This is a genomic window from Azorhizobium caulinodans ORS 571 (assembly GCF_000010525.1).
In the GTDB taxonomy this organism is placed as follows: Bacteria; Pseudomonadota; Alphaproteobacteria; order Rhizobiales; family Xanthobacteraceae; genus Azorhizobium; species Azorhizobium caulinodans.
This window is the reverse complement of the sequence record NC_009937.1, coordinates 5,098,469-5,123,531: the sequence shown is the minus strand read 5'-3', so window position 1 is coordinate 5,123,531 and position 25,063 is coordinate 5,098,469. Positions and strand designations below refer to the sequence as shown.

Annotated in this window: 21 protein-coding genes and 1 other RNA gene; 14 read left to right on the top strand and 8 right to left on the bottom strand. The window is 69.9% G+C overall.

Annotation, left to right across the window (positions count from 1 at the left end):
* The first annotated feature begins 135 nt into the window (after positions 1 to 135).
* The 8 genes from hisB to AZC_RS23045 all read left to right on the top strand — a co-directional run bounded on the left by hisB (position 136) and on the right by AZC_RS23045 (position 7,041).
* Entirely contained in the window at positions 136 to 729 is a 594-nt protein-coding gene (gene hisB, locus AZC_RS23080) for an imidazoleglycerol-phosphate dehydratase HisB (protein ID WP_012173021.1), read from the top strand.
* A gap of 9 nt (positions 730 to 738) precedes the next feature.
* On the top strand, positions 739 to 1,236 hold the full coding sequence (locus AZC_RS23075) for a DUF2628 domain-containing protein (protein ID WP_012173020.1): 498 nt from the start codon (positions 739 to 741) through the stop codon (positions 1,234 to 1,236).
* Entirely contained in the window at positions 1,233 to 1,880 is a 648-nt protein-coding gene (hisH, locus tag AZC_RS23070) for an imidazole glycerol phosphate synthase subunit HisH (RefSeq protein WP_012173019.1), read from the top strand. The genes AZC_RS23075 and hisH overlap by 4 nt, the downstream gene beginning before the upstream one ends.
* On the top strand, positions 1,877 to 2,608 hold the full coding sequence (hisA, locus tag AZC_RS23065) for a 1-(5-phosphoribosyl)-5-[(5-phosphoribosylamino)methylideneamino]imidazole-4-carboxamide isomerase (RefSeq protein ID WP_012173018.1): 732 nt from the start codon (positions 1,877 to 1,879) through the stop codon (positions 2,606 to 2,608). Before hisH ends, hisA begins: the two co-directional genes overlap by 4 nt.
* A 3-nt stretch (positions 2,609 to 2,611) precedes the next feature.
* The gene (gene hisF / locus AZC_RS23060) at positions 2,612 to 3,388 is read left to right on the top strand and encodes an imidazole glycerol phosphate synthase subunit HisF (RefSeq protein ID WP_012173017.1); all 777 of its coding nucleotides are present in this window, start codon (positions 2,612 to 2,614) and stop codon (positions 3,386 to 3,388) included.
* Positions 3,389 to 3,442: 54 nt separating this feature from the next.
* A complete protein-coding gene (locus tag AZC_RS23055) occupies positions 3,443 to 3,772 on the top strand; it encodes a phosphoribosyl-ATP diphosphatase (protein ID WP_012173016.1) in 330 nt (109 codons plus the stop codon).
* 31 nt (positions 3,773 to 3,803) lie between these two features.
* Entirely contained in the window at positions 3,804 to 4,766 is a 963-nt protein-coding gene (gene coaA, locus AZC_RS23050; protein ID WP_012173015.1) for a type I pantothenate kinase, read from the top strand.
* Positions 4,767 to 5,346: 580 nt separating this feature from the next.
* A complete protein-coding gene (locus AZC_RS23045; RefSeq protein ID WP_043879787.1) occupies positions 5,347 to 7,041 on the top strand; it encodes a methyl-accepting chemotaxis protein in 1,695 nt (564 codons plus the stop codon).
* A 140-nt stretch (positions 7,042 to 7,181) separates the two neighbouring features.
* On the opposite strand, the gene AZC_RS23040 is transcribed toward AZC_RS23045, so the two are convergent.
* The 7 genes from AZC_RS23040 to AZC_RS23010 form a co-directional block, all read right to left on the bottom strand.
* Positions 7,182 to 8,252, bottom strand: a complete 1,071-nt coding sequence (locus tag AZC_RS23040) for a DUF4167 domain-containing protein (RefSeq protein ID WP_244421762.1) — start codon at positions 8,250 to 8,252, stop codon at positions 7,182 to 7,184.
* A 574-nt stretch (positions 8,253 to 8,826) separates the two neighbouring features.
* Positions 8,827 to 9,690 carry a peptide chain release factor N(5)-glutamine methyltransferase gene (gene prmC, locus AZC_RS23035; RefSeq protein WP_012173012.1) on the bottom strand — a complete coding sequence of 288 codons (864 nt, stop codon included), beginning with the start codon at positions 9,688 to 9,690 and terminating at the stop codon, positions 8,827 to 8,829.
* 3 nt (positions 9,691 to 9,693) lie between these two features.
* A complete protein-coding gene (gene prfA / locus AZC_RS23030) occupies positions 9,694 to 10,767 on the bottom strand; it encodes a peptide chain release factor 1 (RefSeq protein ID WP_012173011.1) in 1,074 nt (357 codons plus the stop codon).
* A 64-nt stretch (positions 10,768 to 10,831) separates the two neighbouring features.
* The gene (gene ptsP / locus AZC_RS23025) at positions 10,832 to 13,099 is read right to left on the bottom strand and encodes a phosphoenolpyruvate--protein phosphotransferase (RefSeq protein ID WP_012173010.1); all 2,268 of its coding nucleotides are present in this window, start codon (positions 13,097 to 13,099) and stop codon (positions 10,832 to 10,834) included.
* Positions 13,100 to 13,339: 240 nt separating this feature from the next.
* On the bottom strand, positions 13,340 to 14,602 hold the full coding sequence (locus AZC_RS23020; RefSeq protein ID WP_012173009.1) for an aspartate kinase: 1,263 nt from the start codon (positions 14,600 to 14,602) through the stop codon (positions 13,340 to 13,342).
* A gap of 316 nt (positions 14,603 to 14,918) precedes the next feature.
* Complete coding sequence (gene aroB / locus AZC_RS23015; RefSeq protein WP_012173008.1) at positions 14,919 to 16,052, bottom strand: 3-dehydroquinate synthase; 1,134 nt, start codon at positions 16,050 to 16,052, stop codon at positions 14,919 to 14,921.
* 20 nt (positions 16,053 to 16,072) lie between these two features.
* Positions 16,073 to 16,690, bottom strand: coding sequence for a shikimate kinase (locus AZC_RS23010; RefSeq protein WP_244421761.1), 618 nt, complete (start codon positions 16,688 to 16,690; stop codon positions 16,073 to 16,075).
* A 139-nt stretch (positions 16,691 to 16,829) separates the two neighbouring features.
* Here AZC_RS23010 and AZC_RS25895 point away from each other — a divergent pair, with 139 nt between their 5' ends.
* The 6 genes from AZC_RS25895 to AZC_RS22990 all read left to right on the top strand — a co-directional run bounded on the left by AZC_RS25895 (position 16,830) and on the right by AZC_RS22990 (position 20,910).
* Entirely contained in the window at positions 16,830 to 16,973 is a 144-nt protein-coding gene (locus AZC_RS25895; RefSeq protein WP_166657179.1) for a hypothetical protein, read from the top strand.
* Between the two features lie 13 nt (positions 16,974 to 16,986).
* Entirely contained in the window at positions 16,987 to 17,907 is a 921-nt protein-coding gene (locus AZC_RS23005; protein ID WP_012173005.1) for a site-specific tyrosine recombinase XerD, read from the top strand.
* 36 nt (positions 17,908 to 17,943) lie between these two features.
* Positions 17,944 to 18,316, top strand: a transfer-messenger RNA (tmRNA) gene (gene ssrA, locus AZC_RS24710).
* A gap of 134 nt (positions 18,317 to 18,450) precedes the next feature.
* A complete protein-coding gene (locus AZC_RS23000; protein ID WP_043879786.1) occupies positions 18,451 to 19,032 on the top strand; it encodes an SspB family protein in 582 nt (193 codons plus the stop codon).
* A gap of 50 nt (positions 19,033 to 19,082) precedes the next feature.
* Positions 19,083 to 20,348 carry a flavin monoamine oxidase family protein gene (locus tag AZC_RS22995; RefSeq protein WP_012173003.1) on the top strand — a complete coding sequence of 422 codons (1,266 nt, stop codon included), beginning with the start codon at positions 19,083 to 19,085 and terminating at the stop codon, positions 20,346 to 20,348.
* Between the two features lie 52 nt (positions 20,349 to 20,400).
* Positions 20,401 to 20,910, top strand: a complete 510-nt coding sequence (locus tag AZC_RS22990; protein WP_012173002.1) for a dihydrofolate reductase — start codon at positions 20,401 to 20,403, stop codon at positions 20,908 to 20,910.
* Positions 20,911 to 20,922: 12 nt separating this feature from the next.
* On the opposite strand, the gene AZC_RS22985 is transcribed toward AZC_RS22990, so the two are convergent.
* Positions 20,923 to 24,675 (bottom strand): AsmA family protein, encoded by a 3,753-nt coding sequence (locus tag AZC_RS22985; protein WP_148209901.1) that lies wholly within the window; start codon positions 24,673 to 24,675, stop codon positions 20,923 to 20,925.
* Between the last annotated feature and the right edge of the window lie 388 nt (positions 24,676 to 25,063).

Here is a 25,063-nt window from a genome sequence, read left to right as displayed (position 1 = left end):
AAGGCGCGGCCTTGGGGTGCGATCGTCCGACCGGTCGGGGAACCGCACGCCAGCTCTTTGCGACGGGATGGACCGGCGGCCTTCTGGATCGAGTGCGCGATCCTCTGGCGCGGGGCCGTCTCCAAGAGGACTTCCATGCGTCAGGCCGAGATCGTCCGCGAGACCAAGGAAACCAAGGTGCGCCTTGCCGTCAATCTGGACGGCACGGGCCGCGCCAGCATTGCCACGGGCATCGGTTTCTTCGACCATATGCTCGATCTGCTCGCCCGCCATGCCCGCTTCGATCTAGAAGTGGAGGCCAAGGGCGACCTGCACGTGGATTTCCACCATACCACGGAAGACGTGGGCATCGTGCTCGGGCAGGCGATCCGGCGCGCGCTCGGCGACATGCGCGGCATCACCCGCTATGCCGACCTGCACCTGCCCATGGACGAGACGCTGACCCGCGTCGCGCTCGACATTTCCGGCCGGCCCTTCCTCGTCTTCCGCACCGAGTTCAAGGTGGGCAAGATCGGGGAGTTTGACACCGAGCTGGTGCGGGAGTTCTTCCAGGCGTTTGCCTCCAACGCGGGCGTGACGCTGCACGTGGAGACGCTCTACGGCGACAACGCCCACCACATTGCGGAAAGCTGCTTCAAGGGCCTCGCCCGGGCGCTGCGTGCCGCGGTGGCCATCGATCCGGCGGCGGCGGGGGAAATCCCCTCCACCAAGGGCGCCCTTGGCGGCTGAGGAGGCGGCATGGCCAGCTGGACGGTTCTGACCAAGACCGACGCGGGCGATACGCCCCTGCGCGCGGCCGAGCGCGTCGTCTTCGTGCGCGAGCGCTTCTCTTGGGCCGCGCTCTTCCTCGCGCCGTTCGTGCTGCTGCGCTACCGGCTGTGGCTCGTTTTCGCTGCTTACGTGATCGTCTCGGTGATGCTCGCGGTGGCCGAACTGCGCTTCGGCCTGCGGGAGAGCGTCGAGACGGCGGTGATGGTCGGCTTCCATGTGCTCATCGCGCTGGAACTGCCGTCCATGCGCATCCGCAAGCTTCTGTGGCTCGGCTATGAGGAAGCGGGCTGCGTCGTCGGCCGGGATCAGGCCGAAGCCGAGCTGCGCTTCTTCTCGGAGTGGACGCCGCCAGCCGCCCGTGGCGCGGGCTCGTCCGCTGTTCCCCCTTCCACCCCAAGGACCGGGCGCGCGCCGTCGCAGCCGGGTCCGGTGATCGGCTCCTTCTCGGAGCCTTATGCCCCATGACTGTTGCCATCGTCGATTACGGCTCCGGAAACCTGCATTCCGCAGCCAAGGCCATTGAACGCGCCGCCCTCGACACCGGGGGCGAGCGCATTGTCGTGACCAGCGATCCGGACGTGGTCCGCGCCGCCGACCGGGTGGTGCTGCCGGGTGTCGGCGCCTTCGCCGACTGCCGCCGCGGCCTCGACGCCGTGCCCGGCATGGTGGCGGCGCTCGAGGAAGCGGTGCACGGGCGGGGCCGTCCGTTCCTCGGCATCTGCGTCGGCCTGCAATTGCTGGCCGAGCGCGGGCTGGAGCATGGCGTCACCGCCGGCCTCGGCTGGATCAAGGGCGAGGTGGACCGCATCACCCCGTCCGATCCCGATCTCAAGATCCCGCACATGGGCTGGAACACGCTCCAGCCGGCCCGCGCGCATGCCCTGCTGGAGGGCATCCCGCTCGGACCGGACGGGCTGCACGCCTATTTCGTGCATTCCTATGCCTTCAAGCTCGCCGATCCGGCGGACCTTCTCGCGACCACCGACTATGCCGGCACCATCACCGCCGCCGTCGCCCGCGACAATGTGGCCGGCACCCAGTTCCATCCCGAGAAGAGCCAGAAGCTCGGCCTCGCGCTTCTCGCCAATTTCCTGAAGTGGCGCCCGTGATCCTCTTTCCCGCCATCGATCTGAAGGACGGCCTCGCCGTGCGCCTGGAGCAGGGCGACATGGACCGGGCCACCGTGTTCAACCGCGACCCCGCCAGCCAGGCCGGCGAGTTCGAGGCGCTGGGCTTCCGCTATCTGCATCTCGTGGACCTCAACGGCGCCTTCGCCGGCCATCCGGTGAATGCGGCCGCCGTGGACCGCATCCTTGAGACGGTCTCCATCCCGGTGCAGCTCGGCGGCGGCATCCGCGACATGAAGACGGTGGACGGCTGGCTGGAGAAGGGCGTCACCCGCGTCATCCTCGGCACCGCCGCCGTGCGCGATCCGGACTTCGTGAAGGCCGCCGCCAAGGCCCATCCCGGCCGCGTAGTGGTCGGGCTCGATGCCCGCGACGGCAATGTGGCCGTGCAGGGCTGGGCCGAGACCTCGAACCTGCCGGCGGTGGACATTGCCCGCCGCTTCGAGGATGCCGGCGTCTCCGCCATCATCTACACCGACATCGCCCGCGACGGCCTCCTGAAGGGCCTCAACATGGACGCCACCATCGCGCTGGCGGATGCGGTGTCCATCCCCGTCATCGCCTCCGGCGGCCTCGCCTCTCTGGCGGACGTGGAGGCTCTTCTGGAGCCGCGCGCGAAGAAGCTTGCCGGCGCCATCACCGGCCGGGCGCTCTATGACGGGCGGCTGGACCCCGGCGCGGCCCTCGCGCTGGTGGCGGGACGGAGCTGACCCATGCTGAAGGTCCGCGTCATCCCCTGCCTCGATGTGAAGGACGGCCGTGTCGTCAAGGGCGTGCAGTTCGTCGATCTGCGCGATGCCGGCGACCCGGTGGAATCCGCCCGCGCCTATGACGCGGCCGGCGCCGACGAACTGACCTTCCTCGACATCACCGCCAGCCACGAGAACCGGGGCACCATTCTCGACGTGGTGCGCCGCACCGCCGAGCAGTGCTTCATGCCGCTGACCGTGGGCGGCGGCGTGCGCACGGTGGAGGATGTCCGCGCGCTCCTCCAGGCGGGCGCCGACAAGGTCTCCATCAACACCGCCGCCGTGCACCGCCGCGCCTTCGTGGGCGAGGCGGCGGAGAAGTTCGGCGAGCAGTGCATCGTGGTGGCCATCGACGCCAAGCAGGTGTCCGGCCCCGGCGAGACGCCGCGCTGGGAAATCTTCACCCACGGGGGGCGCAAGCCCACGGGCCTCGACGTGGTGGAATACGCCCGCGAGGTGGTGGACCTCGGCGCCGGCGAGATCCTGCTCACCTCCATGGACCGCGACGGCACCGGCAAGGGCTTCGACACGGCGCTCACCCGCGCGGTGGCGGACGCCGTGCAGGTGCCGGTGATCGCCTCCGGGGGCGTCGGCACGCTCGACCATATGGTGGACGGCATCCGCGAGGGTGGGGCGACCGCCGTGCTCGCCGCCTCCATCTTCCACTTCGGCACCTTCACCGTCCGGCAGGCCAAGGAGCGGCTCGCCGCCGCCGGGCTGCCGGTGCGCATGGATACCTGAGGGGCCACCCTCTCACGGCTCCGGGGCGGGAGCCGCAACCTCAAGGCTGGGACGATGAGCGAAGATCGCGTCACCCTCGCGGACCTGGAACGCATCGTCGCCGCGCGCGCGCAGGCGGATGCGGGGGCGTCCTACACCCGCTCGCTGCTCGACAAGGGCATTTCCAAGTGCGCCCAGAAGCTGGGCGAGGAAGCGGTTGAGACGGCGCTGGCCGCCGTCGGTTCGGACAAGGCCGCCGTCATATCGGAAACGGCGGACCTGCTTTATCATCTGGCGGTCCTGCTGCACGCCAAGGGCGTGGAACTGGACGAGGTCCATGCGGAACTCGCCCGGCGCACCCGCCAGTCCGGCCACGAAGAAAAAGCTTCGAGACAACGGAGCTGAGTGGTGATGGTGTTGGGAGGATATTGGGCCCATGGATCAACGGCTTGACCCCGGGCTTTCGCCCTATCGCACCTTCACTCGCGCGGAATGGGCGCAACTGCGTGAAGACACGCCGATGACGCTGGGGGCGGAGGAGATCCTGCGGTTGCAGGGCCTCAACGACCGCCTGTCCATCCGTGAGGTGGAAGAGATCTACCTGCCGCTCTCGCGCCTGCTCTCCATGTATGTGGGCGCGACGCAGAAGCTTTTCCGCGCCATGAGCCAGTTCCTCGACCACCGCAACAATGCCGAGGGCAAGATGCCCTACATCATCGGCGTTGCGGGATCGGTGGCGGTGGGCAAGTCCACCACGGCGCGCGTCCTCCAGGCGCTGCTCGCCCGCTGGCCCCACACGCCCAAGGTGGATCTCGTGACCACCGACGGCTTCCTCCTGCCCAATGCCGTGCTCCAGCGCGAAGGGCTGATGGAGAAGAAGGGCTTTCCCGAGAGCTACGACCTCTCGCTGCTGCTGCGCTTCCTCACCGACATCAAGGCCGGCCGCCGGCCGGTGAAGGCGCCGCTGTATTCCCATTTCTTCTATGACGTGCTGCCCGACCAGATGGTGGAGGTGGACCGGCCGGACATCCTCATCGTCGAGGGGCTGAACGTGCTCCAGACGGGGCGTCCGCCGCGCGATGGCAAGGCCATTCCCTTCGTCTCCGACTTCTTCGACTTCTCGGTCTATATCGATGCCGACGAGGACGTGCTGGAGCATTGGTATGTGCAGCGCTTCATGCGGCTGCGCGAGACCGCCTTCAAGGATCCGCTGTCCTACTTCCATCGCTATTCCAAGCTCACGGAAGAAGAAGCGCGGGAGACGGCGCTCTCCATCTGGCACCGGATCAACCTGACGAACCTGCGGGAGAACATCCTGCCCACCCGGCAGCGCGCCAACCTCATCCTGCGCAAGGCTGGCGACCACGAAGTCGCAGAGGTTCAGCTCCGCAAGCTGTAGGCAGAGTAACGGGGCAGCGGCCTATTCGTGCAATACAGGACGGTACTTGCGCTAAGCTGGGTACCCTGTTACGATAAGATTATCGGATCCGGCGCTCGGATCTTCATTCGCTGAACACTGCGGCGCTCGCATGAGGTTTGGCCACCCATTTGTTGGGAGGCTCGGCTATGCGCTGGCGTCTTCGCGGGAATGTTCGAGACTGGGCGCTTCTTCTGCGTGCCCTGTACCCTTTGTTTCGCGATCTTTATCCTTTGGTTCGTCATCTTCTGGATAAGGTGTTTGAACTCTGAGGATTCTGAAGTTTAGGGACCTGCCCGCTTAGATTGGCAGGTCCCTATTCAATCGCTTCAGCCCCAACCGAATCAGGTCATTTCTCAAGTAGGTGTCTCGTCAACGACGAACGAGGCCTTGTCGAGCGCGCGTCTCGATGCTGGTGACTTTGGCTCGGCGGCGCACTTCAAGCATGACAGTTTGGCGACAGCCAGCGGCAAGCTCTCCCTTATAATAATGCCTCCTCTTGTTCCGGACGGGATCTGGGAACGGCAGGCGATCCTCGTCCCATGCAGGGAAGGGGACCGCGATGTACAACAACCTGAAGATGCTTTGGAAGGTCGCCACCCTCGTGGGTGCGCTGGCGATCATCAGTCTGGGCGGCGCCTGGTTCGCGGCGGCCAACATGATGAGGATCGACGCGGCTTATGCGCTTCTGGTGAACGGCGAAGCCAAGAGCCTCAGGGACAATTCCCGCGCCAACCGGGCCATTTCGGATGTGGTCGCCGCCATCTACCAGAACATCGCGGCCGCTTCGCCCGAGGCGGACGCCGCTGCCCGTCAGGCGCAGGCCAACAGCCTCAAGTATTGGGACGTGCAGATCGAGGCCGGTGCCCAGCATGCGCCGCCCGATGCCGCCGAGTTCCGCCGCATCGGAGCCGCCTTCCATCGGGCCTATGAGCAGTCCTGCGCCGAAGTGGTGCGTCTCGCCAACGGCACTGACGATGCGGCGAGCAATGCCCGCGCCCAGAAGCTGATGCTCGAGGGCTGCGAGCCCGCCCTGCGTACCGTGGGCAAGATGCTCTCCGCCATGAACATCCTCGCCGAGAAGCGGGTGGATGGGGAAACCGTCGCGCTGGGCGAAGCGTCCGGCCGGACCAGCATGGTCACGCTCGCGACGATCGTCCTCGGCACGCTGGTCGTCTTTGCGGTGGCCGTGGTTCTGGTGCGCCGGGGCATCGTGGCGCCGTTGCGGGCGTTGATGGCGGCCATGTCAGCGCTCGGCGCCGGCCGGCTGCACGAGGCCATTACCGGCACCTCGCGCCGTGACGAGATCGGCGCGATGGCCGCGTCCCTCGAGGTGCTCCAGGGCCAGTTGCGGGACGCGGAGGTGATCCGGGCGGCGCAGATGCAGCGCGCGGAGGCCGAGCGGGAACAACTCGCCCACCGCAATGCTCTGGCGGAAAACTTCGTGTCGCGCATGAGCGAGCTGTCGTCCGTCTTCGCGACCTCGTCCGGTGAAGTGGCCGGCTCGGCCCGCAATCTCTCCGCGACGGCGGAGCAGACCTCCCGTCAGGCGCAGGCTGTGGCAGCTGCGGCCGAGGAAGCGGCGACGAATGTGCAGACGGTTGCTGCCTCGTCCGAGGAACTCGCCGCCTCCGTGCGGGAGATCACCAGCCAGGTGAGCCATTCGGCCGAGGTGGCCGATGTGGCCTTCAAGGAGGCCGAAACGTCCAACGCTCGCATCGCGGAACTCGCCACCGCTGCCGCCGCCATCGGCGACGTGCTCGCCCTCATCAAGGGCATCGCCGATCAGACCAACCTGCTGGCCCTCAACGCCACCATCGAGGCGGCGCGCGCGGGTGAAGCGGGCAAGGGGTTCGCCGTGGTGGCAAGCGAGGTGAAGGAACTCGCCAGCCAGACCGGCCGGGCCACGGACGAGATTTCGGGCAAGATCAGCGAGATCCAGCGGGCCACCGAGGGCACGGTGTCGTCCATGGCGGAGATCATCCGGGTGATCTCCAGCCTGAAGCAGATGTCCGCCTCCATCGCCGGCGCGGTGGAGGAGCAGGGCGCGGCCACCGGCGAGATCGCCCAGAACTGCCAGAAGGCGGCCTCCGGCACGCAGCAGGTGACGAGCAATATCTCGGGTGTCGGGCAGGCGGCCGAACTCACCGGGTCGGCCTCCACGGAACTGCTGGCCCTCTCCGAAGGCCTGTCCCATCAGGCGGCAGACCTGCGCGAGGTGGTCGAGGCCTTCGTGAGCGACCTGAAGGTGGCCTGACGGGGCGCTGGCCTGCGGACGAAAGAAAACGGCCCCGGTCGCGAGACCGGGGCCGTTTGTGTTTCTGCGGACCGTCAGGAGGAAAGGCTTCGGCCGTTACCCTCGCGGTCCGTTGCCTAGACGACGCGGTCGCCCTGGGCTCAGTTGTCGAACTGCGGCTCGGTGGAGCCGGCCGGCGCGGCCTCCGCGCCCTCTTCCGTGGTGCGGAAGCGGCGGCGGCGGCGGGTGGCGAAGCGCGGGGCTTCCTCGCCCTGTTCCTCGCTCGCGGCGGGGGCCGGGGCGGCCGCGGCGCGCTCCTTGGTGCCGCCGGTGATGAAGGACGGCAGGCCGAGCTCGGGCTGCGCCGGCTCACGCTCCTTACGGGCGCGCGAGCGGGTGGGCGCAGGCGCCGGGGCGGGCGCCGCCTCCTCGCTCACCGGCGCGGGGCGCGGCTCGCGGGGCTCACGGGCGGAATAGCTCTCGCTGTCGTCGCGGCTGCGGCGGGAGCGGGGCGCCGGGGCGCTCTCGCGTTCCTCGCGCGGGGCGCGGGCGGCGTAGGGCGCCTCGCCCTCCTCGCGGGGCTCACGAGGTTCGCGCGGCTCGCGGGCCGGGCGGGGCGCATAACCCTCGCCCTCTTCGCGCGGCTGGCGCGGGGGGCGGGGGGCGTAGCCGCCTTCGCCTTCCTCACGGGGCATGCGCGGCTGGCGGCCGTAATGACCCTCACCCTCCTCGCGGGGCTGACGCGGCTCGCGCGGCTGCCGGTTCTCGCGGGGCTGGTAGCCGCCCTCGTTATCGTCCCGGCGGGAGCGGAATTCGCGCGGCTGGTAGTTGCCCTCGCCGTCCTCGTCGCGATTGCGGCGCGGCTGGTTGCCGTTCTGCCGGTTGTCGCGGGGCTGGCGGTTCTCGCGCGGCTGATAGTTCTGCTCGCGGTCGCGGCCCTGGTAGTTCTGTTCGCGCGGCTGGTAGCCGGGCTGCGGCCCGTCGAAGCCGGCCTCGTCCATGTCCTCGTCGTCCATCTCGTCCTCCCGGCCGAAGCCGGGCTGGCCGAACTGGCCCTGGAGGGAGGCGATGAGGCGCTGATAGTGCTCGGCGTGCTGATAGTAGTTTTCGGCCGCCACGTGGTCGCCGGAGGACTGCGCATCGCGGGCGAGCTGCAGATACTTCTCGGCAATATGGTGGGCGGTGCCGCGCACCTTCACGTCCGGTCCGTTCGACTCATACACCCGGGTCATCGGGTTGGAGCTTCGGCGGTTGCGGCCGCGCATGCGCTTCTGCTGACCATTTCTCATGCGGATCGTTCTCTACTCACTCGGCTGTGCCGCCGCTGCCTGCATCCGGCTTCCGAAGCGAAGATGCGCTGCGCGCACCGGCTTCGGCCGGAGGATCATCATCCGAGCACACCGCGCCACTCTGGCCTGAGGCTTGTTGCGCTCGGCCGTCACGGGTGTTCCGGACAAAATGACTTCAGGATCTGTCTGACCATGTGCCCCGCTCCGCGCGACAACGCGCGGCAAGCCACGTGAAACCTCAACGTCACACGGACAGGCGTGACCGCGAGGAAATGGCGTCTTGAGCCGTCCCGAGAAGGTGCGCCGCAGCGCGCCGGTCGCGCGCAGTCGGGTTCCGCCTTCCGCAGCGTCCGAGAGATCCTGCCCAGATTTCGGAAGCTCGCAGCCGCCGCTTCGGCCGCCACATCGGTTCGACACCTGTCCGGACACTAGCCAGTTCGCCCCCTGCTTCCAAGTGATTTTTTTGAGACAACGGGACCTTGCGGCAAGCTCTGCGGCCAGCGCATGGTTCGCCGGATCAGGATCGCCGGGCGACAAGGGCGCGGGGAATGCCGCCAAGGTCGCGCCGGGCGGGGCCGGTTATGGCGAGTCCTGCTGCACCTGCGAGGGCGGCGACTTCCGCCTCCTGCCCGATCCCCAGCTCCAGCACCAGATGCCCGCCGGCCTTCAGCAGCCTTGGCGCCTCGGCGGCAATGATACGGTAGGAGGAGAGGCCGTCCGCGCCGCCGTCGAGGGCCGCCAGCGGGTCGTTCTCGCGCACCTCGATGGCGAGGCCCACGATGTCGATGCTCGGGATATAGGGCGGGTTGGAGACCACGAGGTCGAAGCCGCCGCCGAGCGCGCTTGCCCAGTCGCCGACGATGACGGTGCCGCGGCCCTGCAATCCCGCGCGGGCGAGATTGTCGCGGGCGGTGCGGGCCGCGCCTTCCGACTGATCGACGCCGATCCCGACCGCTGCCGGCAGTTCCACCAGCAGCGCGGCGAGGATGGCGCCCGAGCCGGTGCCAAGATCGAGGATGTGCAGCGGCGCGGTGCGGTCCGTCACGGTCATGAGCGCCGCCTCCACCACGGTTTCGGTGTCGGGGCGCGGCACCAGCGTCTCCGGCGAGAGGGAGAAGCTAAGGCTCCAGAACTCCTTCTCGCCGACGAGCCGCGCCACCGGCACGCCGGACAAACGCTGCGCCGCGAGTGCCTCGATGCGGGGCAGGGCGTCGGGCGCGAGCGGATCGGCGCCCCGCAGGCGCACGTCGCCCGGCTCGAGGCCGAGCGCATGAGCGATCAGGAGGGAAGCGTCGAGGTCCGGGCTGTCGATGCCGGCTGCGCTGAAGCGCGTGGCGAGCTGACGCCGCAGGCCGCCGAGGGTGAGGGGCGGCGCGGTCATGCCTCAGGCCTCGTCGGCGGCGGCCATCAGGCTCGCCTGATGTTCCGTGAGCAGCGGATCGATGATCTCGTCGAGCGCCTGTCCCGTCATCACCTCGTCCAGCTTGTAGAGCGTGAGGTTGATGCGGTGGTCGGTCACGCGCCCCTGGGGGAAATTGTAGGTGCGGATGCGTTCGGAGCGGTCGCCGGAGCCCACCTGGCCCTTGCGGTCGGCGGCGCGGTTGGCATCCGCCTTCTGGCGCTCCTCGTCCAGCATGCGCGAGCGCAGCAGCGCCATGGCACGGGCCTTGTTCCGGTGCTGGGAGCGCTCGTCCTGCACCGCCACCACCATGCCGGTGGGAATGTGAGTGATGCGCACCGCGCTCTCGGTCTTGTTCACGTGCTGGCCGCCGGCGCCCTGAGCGCGATAGACGTCGATGCGCAGGTCGCTCTCGTTGATGTCCACGTCCACGTCCTCCGCCTCGGGCAGCACGGCCACGGTGGCGGCAGAGGTGTGGATGCGGCCGGAGGTCTCCGTGTCGGGCACCCGCTGCACCCGGTGGACGCCGGATTCGAACTTCAGGCGGGCATAGGCGCCGCGCCCGTGCACGGCGGCCACCACTTCCTTGTAGCCGCCCACCGTGCCCTCGCTCTCGGAGAGGAGCTCGACGCTCCAGCCCTTCTCGGCGGCATAGCGCGCATACATGCGGAACAGGTCGCCGGCGAACAGCGCCGCCTCGTCGCCGCCGGTGCCGGCGCGCACTTCAAGGATGACGCCGCGCTCGTCCATGGCGTCCTTGGGCAGGAGGGCGAGGCGCACCTCCTTGGCGAGCGTCTCCAGCTCCGCCTCGAGCCGCGTCACTTCGCTCTGGGCGAGGTCGCGCATCTCGGGATCGGCCAGCAGCTCGCGGGCGTCGGCCAGATCGCGCTCGGCGGCGCGCAGGGCGCGCACCTGCTCCACCACCGGCGAGAGGTCGGAGAATTCGCGCCCCAGCCGCACATATTCCTCGCCCTCGGCACCGGCCGCGAGCAGGGCTTCCACTTCCGCGTGGCGGGCCACCAGCTGGTCCAGCTTGGCGGTGGGCAACTCGATGCTCATGCCGGGCCTCCGGGGCCCGAAGCGGCGGCACGGCCGCCAGGGGGGGCAAGGCGTGTCATGGCGGCTAGAAGGACAGGCCGCTGGTTTCGGCGAAGTCCTTCAGCCGCGCGCGAATGTCGGCGGTGCCGGTGGTGTCCGCCAGCAGCGGCTCGATGAGGGCGCGGGCGGCGCCGAGATCAAGGTCCAGCAGCACCGACTTCACCGGGCCAACGGCCGCCGGCGAGAGCGACAGCGCGCGGAAGCCCACGGCGGCGAGCGCAATGGCTTCCAGCGGGCGGGAGGCGAGTTCGCCGCACAGCGTCACCGGCTTGCCGTGCCGGGCGCCGGCCTGCGCCACCATGCGGAAGGCCCGCAGCGCTGCGGGGGAGAGCGGATCGAAGCGGTCCGCCACCCGGACGTTGGAGCGGTCGGCGGCGAACAGGAACTGCACGAGGTCGTTCGAGCCCACCGACAGGAAGTCGGCGCGGGAGAGGATCTCGTCGAGCTGGAACAGCAGCGAGGGCACCTCCACCATGGCGCCGGCATAGACCTTCTCGGGAAGGCTATGGCCGTGCTTGCGCAGATGGGTAAGCTCGCGCTCCAGAATGGTACGGGCCTGATCGAACTCCGCCACGTCCGCCACCATGGGGAACATGACGCGCAGCTCGCGGCCCGCTGCCGCCCGCAGCAGCGCGCGGATCTGGCTGCGCAGCAGGCCGGGCCGGTCGAGGCCGAGGCGGATGGCCCGCCAGCCGAGCGCCGGGTTCTCCTCTTCCACGGTGCGCATGTAAGGCAGCACCTTGTCGCCGCCAATGTCGAGCGTGCGGAAGGTCACCGGCCGGTCGCCGGCCGCATCGAGCACGGCGCGATAGAGCCGCAGCTGCTCGGAGATGCGCGGGAAGGTAGAGGCCACCATGAACTGGAGTTCGGTGCGGAAGAGGCCGATGCCCGCCGCTCCCGTCTCGGTGATGTGGGGCAGGTCCACCAGCAGGCCGGCGTTCAGCAGCAGATCCACCGCCGCGCCGTCCTTGGTCACATTGGGCAGGTCACGCAGCGCCGCGTAGCGCGCCTGGCGCTTGGCGCGGAAGCGGACCTTTTCCGCATAGGCTTCTTCCACGTCGCCCGGCGGGCGCAGGTGCACCTCACCCGCCTGTCCGTCGACGATGACGGGATCGCCCGTCTCCGCAAGGCTGGTGGCGTTCTCCACCTGCCCCACGGCGGCGATGCCGAGGGCGCGGGCGACGATGGTGACGTGGCTGGTGGTGCCGCCCTCTTCCAGCACGAGGCCCCGGATGCGGCTGCGGTCATATTCCAGCAGCGCCGCCGGGCTCATGTTGCGGGCGATGAGAATGGCGTTCTCCGGCAGGTCCGCCCGCTCGGAGGGGCGTCCGCGGCCGGTCAGCTCGCGCAGCAGCCGGTTGGCGAGATCATCGAGATCGTGCAGGCGCTCGCGCAGATAGGGGTCGGAGGCGCGCATGATCCGGGCGCGGGTGTCCGACTGCACGCGCTCCACAGCGCCCTCGGCGGTGAGGCCGGTCTGCACCGCCTCGCGCATCTTGTGCATCCAGCCCCGGTCATGGGCGAACATGCGGTAGGCTTCGAGGATCTCGCGATGCTCGCCGGCCTTGGAGAGGCCGTCGTCCTCCAGCAGCAGGTCGATGGAGGCGCGCAGCTTGCCGATGGCGCCGTCGAGACGGGCCGTCTCCTTGTGCACGTCGTCGGCGATGACGTTCGTCACCACCACGCGCGGCTCGTGCAGCACCACATGGCCGAGGCCGAGGCCATCGGCCAGCGCCGTGCCCTTCAGATGCAGCGGGCGCTGGGCGGCCGGCTCGGCGCCGGGCTTGGCGAGCGCGGTGAGTTCGCCGGAGGCAATCATCTCCGCCATCACCATGGCGGTGGTCTGGAGCGCCTCGATCTCTTCGTCGGTATAGGTGCGGCGGGCACGGTTCTGCACCACCAGCACGCCGAGGGTGTTGCCGCCGCGCAGGATCGGCACGCCGAGGAAGGAGTTGTAGATCTCCTCGCCCGTTTCCGGCCGGTAAGAGAATTCCGGGTGATTCTGGGCGTCGGAGAGGGCGAGGCTTTCGGCCTCGCGGGCGACGTGACCGACGAGGCCCTCGTCCGTGCGCATGACGGTGAGATGCACCGCGTCGCGGTTCAGGCCCTCGGTGGCATAGAGCTCAAGGGTGGCGTCCACGCGCAGCACGTAGACCGAGCAGACTTCCGCCACCATGTTGGCGGCGATCAGCACAACGATCTTGTCCAGGCGGTCCTGCGCGCTGATCGGTTCCGCCATGACTTCGCGGAGACGCCTCAGGAGCACGCGGGGACCGCCGAGCGCGCCACGCATCGACCGATCCTCAAAAACGGGTGGCCGGGAACCGCGTCCCCGGATTGGGTCTGCGGGCGGCGCCCCCCGGCAACGTGAACATATGTCCCGATGTCCCACCCGGCTCCTGAACGGGAGCTGAGCGACGCATCGGCCGGACGCTTGCGGCCACATTGCCGCAATCCGCCCGGTTCGTCTTTGTCTAAAACCCGACCGCAGTCCGCAAGCCGTTTCGCGTTTTGCGCGAACCGGCGCTGCGCCTCACTTGTCGAGGCCGTATAGCGAATGCAGCGTGCGCACCGCAAGTTCGGTGTAGGCGGCGTCGATCAGGATGGAGATCTTGATCTCGGACGTGGTGATGGCGCGAATGTTGATGCCCTTGGCGGCCAGCGCCTTGAAGGCATCGGCGGCAACGCCCGCGTGGGAGCGCATGCCGATACCGATTACCGACACCTTGGTGACGTCGGTGGCGCCCTCGATGGTCTCGAAGGTGATGGTGTCGCGCGCCTTGTTCAGCACGTCCTTGGCCCGCTCGTAATCGGCGGTGGGGACGGTGAAGGTGATGTCCGTCGTGCGGCCGTCGGCCGACACGTTCTGGACGATCATGTCCACATTGATGTGGGCATCCGCCAGCGGCACGAAGACGGCGGCGGCGACGCCGGGCTTGTCCTCGACCCGGCGGATCGACACCTGGGCCTCGTCCTTGGAGAAGGCGATGCCGGTGACAACGCGAGCTTCCATCTGGTTTGCCACGATTTCCTCCTCGTCGCAGATGAGGGTGCCGGCGGATTCAACCGTGCCCATGTGGGGCGCGTCCGGATCCTCGAAGCTGGAGCGCACGAAGGTGCGCACCTGATGCACCATGGCGAGTTCCACGGAGCGGACCTGGAGCACCTTGGCGCCCAGCGAGGCCATCTCCAGCATTTCCTCGAAGGCGATGCGGTCGAGCCGCTTGGCCTTCGGCACCACCCGCGGATCGGTGGTGTAGACGCCGTCCACGTCGGTATAGATGTCGCAGCGCTCGGCGCCGATGGCCGCCGCCACCGCCACGGCGCTGGTGTCCGAGCCGCCGCGCCCCAGCGTCGTGATGCGGCCCGTGGGCAGGTGCATGCCCTGGAAGCCGGCGATCACCGCGACTTCTCCGGCCGCGAAGCCGGTGTTGAGCGCCGTGCCGTCGATCTCCTGGATGCGGGCGGAGCCGTGCGCCTCGTCGGTGGAGATGGGGATCTGCCAGCCCTGCCAGGAGCGGGCCTTCAGGCCCATGGACTGGAGGGTGATGGCCAGCAGTCCCGAGGTGACCTGCTCGCCCGATGCGACGACCGCGTCATATTCGCGCGGATCGTAGAGCGCGGAGCTCTCCTTGCACCAGGCGACCAGCTCGTTGGTTTTGCCGGACATGGCGGAGACGACGACGGCCACCTCGTAGCCGGCGTCCACCTCGCGCTTCACGTGGCGGGCGACGTTACGGATGCGTTCGATATTGGCGACGGACGTGCCGCCGAACTTCATGACCAGCCGTGCCATTGCTGGTGCCTTTCTCATAAGACGGGATGACCGGGAGCTGAGCGAAACGGCGCGGGCGTGGGAGCGCCCGCCGCATCATTTTCGCGTGCCGCGTTTCGCTTTCGCGGTCGCGCGCACCGGCAGGGCGCGTTTGGGCATGGCGCCCATGGTGCGCTGCGCGAGGGACACGCGGATCTCGACCGACAGAGACATTCCCAACCCCTTCCCGCGGGGCTTCTCCCGCCGCGGGCGATGAACGTGGCCGCTAAATAGCGAGGTCGCGCCCGTCCGGCAATGGGGCGTGTGCGGGTGGGGATTTATGGGAGCGGTGGGCGCCTCACGCGCTCCGCATCTCCTCCAGGAAGGCGCGCACGCTGTCTGCGTCCACGTCCTCGGCGATGAAGGCTTCGCCGATGCCGCGGGCGAGGATGAAGGTGAGGCGGCCGCGCGAGACCTTCTTGTCCTGCGCAATCAGGCGCATCAGCCCGTCGGTGTCCGGCAGCTCGCCCGGCACGTCGGCGATGCGGGTGGGCAGGCCCACCGCTTCCAGATGGCGCTGTGCCCGCACCGCGTCCTGCCCCGCGCACAGGCCGAGACGGGCGGAATAGGCGAAGGCGAGGCACATACCGATGGACACCGCCTCGCCGTGCAGCAGGCGCTGCGAATAGCCGGCCCCCGCTTCCAGCGCGTGGCCGAAGGTATGGCCGAGATTGAGCAAAGCGCGGTCGCCGGTCTCGGTCTCGTCGCGGGCGACGATGGCCGCCTTCGCCAGGCAGCTCGCGGCCACCGCCTCCACCCGCTGCGCATCGCCGGTGACGATGTCGCGCCATGCGCCTTCCAGCCAGTCGAACAGCCTGGCATCGCCGAGCAGGCCATATTTAGCCACCTCGGCATATCCGGCGCGCAGTTCCCGCGCCGGCAAAGTATCGAGCGCGGCGGTGTCCGCCAGCACGAGAACCGGCTGGTGAAAGGCGCCGATGAGGTTCTTGCCCTGGGGCGAGTTGATGCCGGTCTTGCCGCCGACGGAGGAATCCACCTGCGAGAGCAGAGTGGTCGGCGCCTGCACGAAATCGAGACCGCGCCGCACCACGGAGGCGGCAAAGCCGGCGAGGTCGCCCACCACGCCGCCGCCCAGCGCCAGCACGAGATCGCGCCGCTCGATGCGGGCGGCGATCAGGCCCTCCGTCACCTGCTGGAGACCGGCATAGCTCTTGGTGGCTTCGCCCGGCTCCACCACGATGGCCGAATGGTCGATGCCGGCGGCAGCGAGGGAGGCTTCCGCCGTGCCGAGATGGCGCTCGGCCACATTACGGTCCGTGACGATGGCGACCCGCGCCCCCGGCCGCAGGGCGGCGATCCGCGCGCCCGCCTGCGCCAGAAGGCCGGGGCCGATGAGGATGTCATAGGCGCGCTGGCCCAGCTCCACGCGCACGGTGCGGGGGGCGGTCTCGGTCGGGGCGGAGGCGGTCATTGGGTGTCCTGAAAGGGGCGTCAGCCGTGCGCAGGCTGGCTGGCGGCTTTGGCATCGAGATGGGCCGTGAGCGTGGCGACCACTTCGTCCACCACCGTTTCATGGGCGGTGTCGCGGGATTCCACGGTCACGTCGGCCAGCGCATAGGTGTCGCCGCGGGCGGCGAGCAGGGCTTCGAGCTTGGCGACGGGATCGCCCTCCGCCAGCAGCGGCCGGTCGGCGCGCTTGCGCACCCGGCGCAGCAGCACCGGGATTTCCGCCCGCAGCCAGACCGAGACGGCCTGCCGGGCCACGGCCGCCCGCGTCTCCGCATTCATGAAGGCGCCGCCGCCGGTGGCGAGCACGCAGGGGCCGGTCTGCAACAGGCGGGCGATCACCCGCCGCTCGCCCTCGCGGAATTCGCTCTCGCCGCGGCTGGAGAAGATCTCCGGGATCGACATGCCGGCGGCGCGCTCGATTTCCTCGTCGGCATCGAGAAAGGGCAGGCCGAGGCGCTTGGCGAGGCGGCGCCCCACCGTGGACTTGCCGGCGCCCGGCATGCCGACGAGCACGATGCAGCGCGTGCCCAGCCGCTCCAGCAGGACCGGATCGGCCACGAGAGGGCCTTCCGTCTTTTCCCGGTCCGCCTGACCGCCCACGCCGTTTCTCCCGCCCGTCATATGCTTGTTGTGCCGCCGTAGCACCGACACGGCGAACCGGCAATGCCGGTTGAAAGGCGTGCGCGTGCATGCGACCAGAGACGCACGTCCCCGCCCGAGTGATTCGGAAGACAGTCCCGTGCCGAGCCTCCTGCGCTTTCTCCTTGTCGTCGCCATCCTCGCCGGCCTTGGCTATGCGGGCATCTGGGCGCTGGCGACCATGGTGGAGCCGGTGCAGCGGGAGACCACCTTCGTCGTCCCCAACGACCGTTTCGCCAAATAGCGAGCGGCGCGCCATGAGCCTTTCCGGCCCCATCGCGCTCTTCCTCGACATGCAGGCGGTGGAACGGGGCGCGAGCCGCCACACACTCGATGCCTATGGGCGCGACCTCGCGGATTTCGAGGATTTCCTCTCGGTCCGCGACCACGGCATCGACGCCGCCACCACCGACGACATCCGCGCCTATCTCGCCGAACTGACCGACCGGGGCCTCAAGGCGACCACGGTCGCCCGGCGTCTGTCCGCCATCCGGCAGCTCTATCGCTTTCTCTATGCGGAGGGCCGGCGCGGCGATGACCCGGCCGCGGTGCTGGAGGGTCCGAAGCGCGGCCGCCCCCTGCCCAAGGTGCTGAACGTCGATCAGGTGACGCGGCTCATCGACACCGCCCATGACCGTGCCGGCGAGGATGTGTCGTCACCCGAGCGGCTGCGCCGGCTGCGCGTGGTCTGCCTGGTCGAGCTGCTCTACGCCACCGGCCTGCGCATCTCGGAACTCGTCAGCCTGCCCGCTGCGGCGGCGCGGGCGCGGGACGTCATCATGGTCACCGGCAAGGGCTCGAAGGAGCGTATGGTGCCGCTCAGCGGACCCGCCAAGGCGGCCATGACGGCCTATCTCGCGGCGCGCGCCGAAAGCGGGCTTGCGGTCTCGAAATGGCTGTTTCCCACGGCGGCGGAGAGCGGCCATCTCACCCGCCAGCATGCCGCCCGCGAGCTGAAGGATCTAGCCGTGGCGGCCGGCGTGCCGCCGCAGGCGCTGTCGCCGCATGTGCTGCGTCATGCCTTCGCCAGCCATCTTCTGGCCCATGGCGCGGACCTGCGCATCGTCCAGACCCTGCTCGGACACGCGGACGTGTCCACCACGCAGATCTACACCCATATCCTGGACGAACGCCTGAAAAGCATGGTCCGCGACCTGCATCCGCTGTCCGGAGAGTGAGGCATGGCGTCCGCCATCCCCATTATCCTTGCCGCGCCCCTTTCATCGCCGGGCGGCGGCGCCTATATTCAGCGGGCCGGCGCAAGCCGGCTATGGCGATAAACGGTTGTCGGAATAAACCTTTCGGACCCGGGGGCAGTACCCGGCGCCTCCACCAGAGCCCACACCCACGCGATCCGCGTCGGGTGGGTTGGTCTCCGGCGGGGGCGAAACAGGATCGACGAGGGCGTAAAGGGCTTTCTTTCGCTCGGCATGGTTCCGCCGTCATCGGGCCGACCTATAGTTGCGAATGACAACTATGCTCCGGTTGCCGTTGCCGCGTGAGCGGTAAAGGTACCGAAATAAAGTCCTGATCGGGTAGCTCTGATTAGGCGGGGTTCGGAGGCACCTGGCAACAGAAGCCTCCACTTCCCTCCGGGACGGCCGGCCTTCGGGGAAGGGAGCGGACAGGGATGTCCGGTTGCGCAGACCTTGCCGATGTCTCCCGTTTCGCGGGCGTTGACGGGCGAGCGCTGGATCCGGCCTGAGCCATCAGCAGGACCCATGCCGCCGGTCGATCACATCCGTTACGATCTCCTCGCCCAGGAAGCGCTGCGCGGCGTCGTCCGCCGCGTGCTGTCCGACGTGGCCCGCGACGGCCTGCCCGGCGACCATCATTTCTACATCTCCTTCGATACGCGCGCGCCCGGCGTGCGCCTCTCGCAGCGCATGCGCGAGCAGTATCCGGAGGACATGACCATCGTGCTCCAGCACCAGTTCTGGGATCTCAACGTCACCGAGCATGCGGTGGAGGTGGGCCTCTCCTTCGGCGGCGTGCCGGAGAAGCTGCTCATTCCCTTCTCCGCCATGAAGGGCTTCTTCGATCCCTCCGTGAAGTTCGGCCTTCAGTTCGACCTCGGTACGCCCGAGGAAGAGCCCGAGCTCGACGGCGTGCAGGATACGGAAGCCTCCGCCCCCGTGCCGCTCGCGGGCGCCAAAGGCAGCAAGGCCTCCGCGCCCAAGCTGCGCGGTGCGGCTTCCGAGCCTGCGGTTGCTTCGGCCGGCGGCTCCGACGAGAAGCCCGAAGGCGAGCCCTCCTCCGGCGGTGCCGAAGTGGTGCGGCTCGACGTCTTCCGCAAGAAGTAAGCGGCGCGCCCGGCGCTGCGCCTCCTTCCGTTTCCGAGGTTCCTGAACGCATGACCGCCGCACCCGATGTCGTCATCGTCGGCGCGGGAGCTGCCGGTCTTGCCGCTGCCCGCACGCTGCGCGCGGCGGGCGTCTCCTTCCGCGTCCTTGAAGCCTCCGCCCGCACCGGTGGGCGTGCCTTCACCGAGAGCGAGAGCCTCGGCCAGCCCTGGGATCATGGCTGCCACTGGCTGCATGACGCGGAGGACAATCCCTTCGTCGGCATCGCCGAGACGCTGGGCTTCCGCTTCCTGAAATCCGACGGCCGCCGCAACCGCCGCCTCCACCTCGGCCGCCGCATGGCGGACGCGGGCGAACAGGCGGCCTCGCTCAGGGCCGTGCATGAGGCCTTCGAGGCCATCGCCGCAGCGGGCGAAGCGGGCCGGGATGTGCCGGCCGCCGAGGTGCTGGCCGAGCACCCGTCTGATCCGCGCTGGGCGGGCCTCGTGCGCCAGTGGGTGGCGCTGATGACGGCGCAGGATCCCGAGACCGTCTCCACTCTCGATTATTCCCGCTATCGCGACACCGACCACAACTGGCCGGTGATCGACGGCTATGGCGCGCTGGTGCGGGCGGCGGGCGCCGACGTGCCGGTCACGCTTTCCTGCCCCGTGCGACGGATCGACTGGTCCGGCCCCGGCGTGCGCCTGGAGACGGACGCCGGCACGCTCGCGGCGAAAGCCGCCATCGTCACCGTCTCGACACAGGTGATCGCGGACGGGCAGCTCGGCTTCTTTCCCGCCTTGCCGCCGGCGCTGGCCGAGGCCTTCGCAGCTCTGCCGCTCGGCGTGGCGGAGAAGGTGGCGCTGTCCTTCGACCGCGATGTCTTCGGCATTGCCGAGCGCACGGGCCTCGGCGTGCTCGACGAGGATGCGCCGGGGCGCGGGCCGTTCCAGTTCCAGCTTCTGCCCGGCTCCCGCTCAGCCGCCATCGGCCATATGGCGGGCGAGATGGGCGCGCGCCTCCTCAAGGATGGCCCCGACGCCATGGCGGCCGCGGCGCTCGACGCGCTCTGCGCCGTCTTCGGCGAGGATGTGCGGCGCCATGTGCGCGGCACCCACACGACCGGCTGGGCGCAGGAGCCGTTCATCCGGGGCGCCTATTCCTGCGCCCTGCCGGGGCAGGCCGAGGCCCGCGCGGCGCTGTTCGAGCCGTTGGCCGAGCGCATCCATTTCGCGGGGGAGGCGGTGCATCCCTATGCCTTCTCCACGGCCCATGGCGCCCACCTGTCCGGCATCACGGCGGCCGAGCGCTGCATCGGAGCGCTGGCGGCCTGAGGCATCCTTCGCGCTCCTCCCGCGTTAGGATGGCATCCGAACGGAGCGTCCCATGCGTCCTCTCGTCCAGATCGTGGCCATGGCGGAGAACGGCGTGATCGGCCGCGACCAGAAGCTGCCCTGGCACCTGCCCTCGGACCTGAAGCGCTTCCGGGCGCTGACGACCGGCAAACCCATCCTCATGGGGCGCCACACCTACCTCTCCATCGGCCGGCCGCTGCCGGAGCGCATCTCCGTGGTGGTGAGCCGCGATCCCGGCTTCGCGCCGCCACCACAAGTGCGGGTGGCCACGACCCTCGCGGCGGCCCTCCGTCTGGCGGACGACGCGGCCGGGCAGATGGGCGCACCTGAGATTGCGGTCATCGGCGGCCGGCAGATCTTCGCCGAGACGGAGCCGCTCTCATCCCTCGTGCATCTGACGCTGGTGCATGCCGAGCCGGACGGCGACGTGCGCTTGCCACCCTATGATCCGGCCCGCTGGCGTGAACGGGAGCGGCAGGGGCCGCTACAGGGGCCGCAGGACGAATACGCTTTCAGCTATGTGACGCTGGAGAAGCGCTAAGCCTCCCTCCGCTCATTGCTCCGGCACGATGCCGGGCGGGCGGAAGAGGGTGCCGAAGCCGTAGGTCGGTGAAATCTGAAGTGGCGCGCCGGGTGCCTGCGCCGGTGCCGGCTCGGGATCGGGCTGCTCGGCGCGGGGCCGCACGCTGGGCGCGATGTTCACCGGCGGGGGCAGCGGCGGTGCGGCCTGCGCATCCGTCTGCACCGGGGGCGAGCGCGTTTCCGCACGGGGCGCGGGCTGCGGCAGGGGAGCGGGAGCCGGCATCGGCGCGGGCGTGGCGTTGACCGCGGGCGCCACGGCGGCCGGCGCAGCCTCTGTGGCGGGCTTCTGCGCGGCCGGTTCCGGGGCAGGCGCCTGAACCGGCGCGGAGATGGGGGCCGGTGTGGGAGCGGCGGGCGCAAGCGGCGGCGACTGGACCGGGGCCGGCGCCTGCGGCGGAGGCGCGCTCTGTACGGGCGGCGGGGCGGCGGGCCGGGCGTTCTGGCGTTCCTCCAGCCGCTTGGTCTCGCGCTCGATGGCCCGCATGGCGATGACGCCGGTGAGGGCGGTGGCGGTGACCTTGCGCTCCGGCGCCGCAAGCGGGCCGCGCCAGGAGATGACGCCGCCGGGCATGGTGCCGGGCACGTCGGTGCCCTCCTGTTCCAGCGTCACGTCCAGCAGCATCCTGGTGAAATCGAGCGTCCCGCCCAGCGTGATGCTGGTGGCGTCCACCTTCGCGCGCGCCGGAGTGAGGCGGGCGACGCCATTGAGCAGGCCGAAGGTGCCTTCGAGGCTCGCGAGCTTCAGCGGCCCGCGCTGGAAGGCCCGGTCGAGCATGGCGGTGGTGCGCCGCTCCTCCGGCGGCGGCCCGGCAGCGGTGTCGGCCAGAACGCTGTCGAGGGCCTTGGGATCGGCTCCCGGAATTTCCAGCTCCTGCACCGAGAGCGTGCCCTGTCCCGAAAGACCCTGCACCAGCGTCAGCGGCGAGCGGCCGCTGCCCAGCGCATCGAGCGTAAGGCTGACGCGGCCGCGCGGGGGCGTGCGGACGCCCAGCGGGGCGAGCAGCACGGCGCTGTCCACGCCGTCGACCGCCAGATGCCCGTCCGCCTGCACGAGATCGCCCCGCCGGCGCAGCGTGATGCCGCCGGAGAGGTGTCCGCCGCCCAGCGCGCCTGAAAGTTCGCGCAGGTCGAAGGCATTGCCGTCCGCCGTCACCTTCATGCGCCCGTCGGTGAGCCCATAGGGACCGCCGAGCTCGATACTCTTCGCGGTCAGCTCCAGTGCCAGCGTCGCCAGCAGCGGGGCGGCGGGAGCGAAGCGGGCGGCGGACCAGGGGCCGGTGCCCACGTCCGGTCCCGTGCTGCGGGCGCTCCACAGGCCCATGAGGCGGGGAAGGGACAGGGCCTCGGTCGCGAGCTTGCCGCTGATGCGGGGGTTGCTGCCCGGCTCAAGGTCGAGGGCGCCGGAGACGGGGGCGCCACCGAGTGTGCCCGTCAGGCGCTCCAGTCGCCACAGTCCCGGCGTTCGCGAGACGGCGAAGGCGAGCGTTCCGGGCACGGCGGCGTCGGGCGCCCCCGCATTCACCAGCAGGCGGGGAAGGTCGGGGCCGTTCAGCGTCACGTCGAGCGTGGGCTGGAGCGTACCTTCGGAGGAGAGGCGGGCGCTGCCCTTGGCGGAGAGCTGCGCCTCGCCAAGCGCGAGGCGTCCGTCCACATCCGCGCTTCCGCCGTCCCTGGGGGTGATGGCGAGGTCGAGCCGCCCCGGCCCCTGTCCGGGACGCAGCCCCGACAGGCCGACGGCTTCGAGCGCGCGGGCACCATCGCTGGCAGCGAGGGCGAGATCCACACGGGCGGGCACATCCGGCCGGGCGCGGGCGAAGGCGGCGCGGCCTGTGATCTGGCCAAGCGTGCCGTCGGCAGTGATGGCGTTCGCGCCGTCCCGGGCCCAGTCGGCGGTGAGGGCGATCTGCACCGGCGCGGCGATGGGAGCGAGCCGTTGCAGCGTCTCGGCCGCCTCCGACCCCGCGACGAGCCGGGACATGGGCACAAGCCCGTCCGCCTTGCTGCCTGCGATGCTGAGCGCCAGCCGGCCGGCTGGCGTGCCGCCATCCGTCTCCAGACGGCCCGTGCCCGAGAGGCTGAGGCCGACGAGATCCTCGACGGCGAGTTGACCGAGGGTCCACGCGCCGGCCTTGCCCTCCGCGCTGAGGGAAAGACTGCGCAGCGGCAGGCCGGAGAAGGTGAGGTTACGGCCTTCCAGCGCCACATTGCCCGCCCGCGGAAGCGTGCCCGTGCCGATGCCACGCCTTGCCAGGGCAAGGAGGGGATCGAGGTCGGCGCCATCGACGGCCAAGGTCAGATCGAGGCGTGGCGCAGCGGCGGTGAGGTCGAGGGCGGCGTTGCCGCGCAGGCGCGCCGGGCCGAAAGCAGCCTCCACATTGCTGAGGCTGTAGCGCGTGTCCGCGAGGGTGATGCGCCCGGCAATCTTCACCGGTCCCTTCACGGCGCCGGCGAGATCCGCGCTGGCGCGCGGCGCCGCCCAGCGCAGGAAGCCGGCGGGATCATCCGAGGTGAACAAGAGGTCGCTGCCGAAGCCGGCCGCCGTGCCGCGCCGTGCCGGAATGCCCGAGAGACGGAGGGTGCTCTGGCCCGGCAGCTTGGCCTCCGCCGCGTCCACCCGCCAGCCGTCCGGCAGGCCGGTGAAATCGGCGCGGGCGTCGCGGATGACGGTGCCGCTCACCGTCAGCTGGTCCACCGAAATGCCGATCCGCGAGGTCACGTCCGGGGCCGGCAGGTTGGCGAGCAGGCCGACGAGGGCGCCCGCGGCATCGGCCGGCGTCGGGGCAGCCGCGCCCGCGGCTTGCGGACGCAGGGCATCGAGATCCAGGTTGCGGGCGTTCAACACCGCATCAAGGCCGATGGCCCGGCCAAGGGAGAAACGGGCCGAGCCGGTGAGCTGGGCCGGCCGCGTATCCTCGGCCATGGTGAGTTCGAGCGTGTCGGCGACGATGGCCTCGGGCGAGGCCCGCACGGCGGCGGCGAGGCGCCAGGCTTCGGCGGCTCCCGCTTCGCCCTTGCGGCTCAGCGTGCCCTTGCCCTCGAAGCGCGGGACATCTCCTACAAGCCGCAGGGTGCCGTCGAGATCGAGGGCGAAGGGCTGGGTGCGGCCTTCCGCGATCAGGCGCAGCTTGCCGCCTTCCTCCCCGAACTTGGCGAGGTTCGCGCGCAGCTGGTAGCGCTCGCTGCCGGCCTTGAGATCGCCGTCCAGCCGGAAGGGACCGGAGACGGAACGGGCCTCGCCCTTGAGGTTCAGGTCCGTGAGCTGGACGGTGCGGTCGGCGCCCCGGTCCACGAGGGCGAGCGTGCCCTGCTCGATGATGAACTGGCCGACGCTGGCCCCCGCCGCCACGCCGCCGGCCGGCGCCGCAAGGCGGCCTTTGGGGTCGAGGACGAGGCTGAAAAGGGGCCGGACGAGTGTGACGTTCGGCGCCTCCACCTCGCCGCGCAGCAGGGCGCCGAGGGAGAGGTCGGCCTTGAGCGTGCGCATGCTGGCGCTGCTCGTGCGGTCCTCCCCGCCCACCACCACGTCGTGCAGCACGAGATGCGGCGCGGGCAGGATGTCCGCCTCGATGCCGCCCCGGATGGACACGGGCAGGCCGATGACGCGGCTCGCCTGCGCCTCGAAGGTGGCGCGGAACATCGTCCAGTCCACCACGAAGGGCGCCGCAAAGGCCGCGCTGATCACCAGGATCACCGCCGAGGCGAGGCCGATCAGGAGGGCTTGCACGCAGATGTCCTCATGCCGGAGCACCGACGATGGCGCAGAAGGCCGGCGCTTTTGCGGCCGGCCGATGGGGCTTCATAGCCTGCCCCGCGGCGGGGCGCGCCCCTTCGGGCCAAACGCTTTCGTGGGGGGCAGGGGGCGCGGGATGGGGATGAGGCACCCGCATGCGAACGGTGGTCGTCCGCTGGTTATGCTTGCGGCGTTTTTTCGAAGAGGGTGTTACCCCCCTCCCCAGCCCTCCCCCACAAGGGGGGAGGGGGCAGGTTGCGCCTGCGCGGGCGCGCCGGACGTTTGAACCCTGGCGGGGAAACCCTCCCCCCTTGTGGGGGAGGGCAGGGAGGGGGGTAAGACCCTCTCCAGTCCGCAAGCGGCCGCTCCGCCGGAGAAACCC

Bases quoted from the DNA above. Each gene is read 5' to 3' on its own strand.
- AZC_RS23075 (WP_012173020.1), top strand. From the start codon at position 739: ATGGCCAGCTGGACGGTTCTGACCAAGACCGACGCGGGCGATACGCCC.
- AZC_RS22990 (WP_012173002.1), top strand. From the start codon at position 20,401: ATGCGTCCTCTCGTCCAGATCGTGGCCATGGCGGAGAACGGCGTGATC.
- prfA (WP_012173011.1), bottom strand. From the start codon at position 10,767: ATGAGCATCGAGTTGCCCACCGCCAAGCTGGACCAGCTGGTGGCCCGC.
- AZC_RS23045 (WP_043879787.1), top strand. From the start codon at position 5,347: ATGTACAACAACCTGAAGATGCTTTGGAAGGTCGCCACCCTCGTGGGT.
- hisH (WP_012173019.1), top strand. From the start codon at position 1,233: ATGACTGTTGCCATCGTCGATTACGGCTCCGGAAACCTGCATTCCGCA.
- prmC (WP_012173012.1), bottom strand. From the start codon at position 9,690: ATGACCGCGCCGCCCCTCACCCTCGGCGGCCTGCGGCGTCAGCTCGCC.
- hisF (WP_012173017.1), top strand. From the start codon at position 2,612: ATGCTGAAGGTCCGCGTCATCCCCTGCCTCGATGTGAAGGACGGCCGT.
- AZC_RS23055 (WP_012173016.1), top strand. From the start codon at position 3,443: ATGAGCGAAGATCGCGTCACCCTCGCGGACCTGGAACGCATCGTCGCC.
- AZC_RS23020 (WP_012173009.1), bottom strand. From the start codon at position 14,602: ATGGCACGGCTGGTCATGAAGTTCGGCGGCACGTCCGTCGCCAATATC.
- ptsP (WP_012173010.1), bottom strand. From the start codon at position 13,099: ATGCGTGGCGCGCTCGGCGGTCCCCGCGTGCTCCTGAGGCGTCTCCGC.
- AZC_RS23005 (WP_012173005.1), top strand. From the start codon at position 16,987: ATGAGCCTTTCCGGCCCCATCGCGCTCTTCCTCGACATGCAGGCGGTG.
- hisB (WP_012173021.1), top strand. From the start codon at position 136: ATGCGTCAGGCCGAGATCGTCCGCGAGACCAAGGAAACCAAGGTGCGC.
- coaA (WP_012173015.1), top strand. From the start codon at position 3,804: ATGGATCAACGGCTTGACCCCGGGCTTTCGCCCTATCGCACCTTCACT.
- aroB (WP_012173008.1), bottom strand. From the start codon at position 16,052: ATGACCGCCTCCGCCCCGACCGAGACCGCCCCCCGCACCGTGCGCGTG.
- AZC_RS22995 (WP_012173003.1), top strand. From the start codon at position 19,083: ATGACCGCCGCACCCGATGTCGTCATCGTCGGCGCGGGAGCTGCCGGT.
- AZC_RS23040 (WP_244421762.1), bottom strand. From the start codon at position 8,252: ATGACCCGGGTGTATGAGTCGAACGGACCGGACGTGAAGGTGCGCGGC.
- AZC_RS23000 (WP_043879786.1), top strand. From the start codon at position 18,451: ATGCCGCCGGTCGATCACATCCGTTACGATCTCCTCGCCCAGGAAGCG.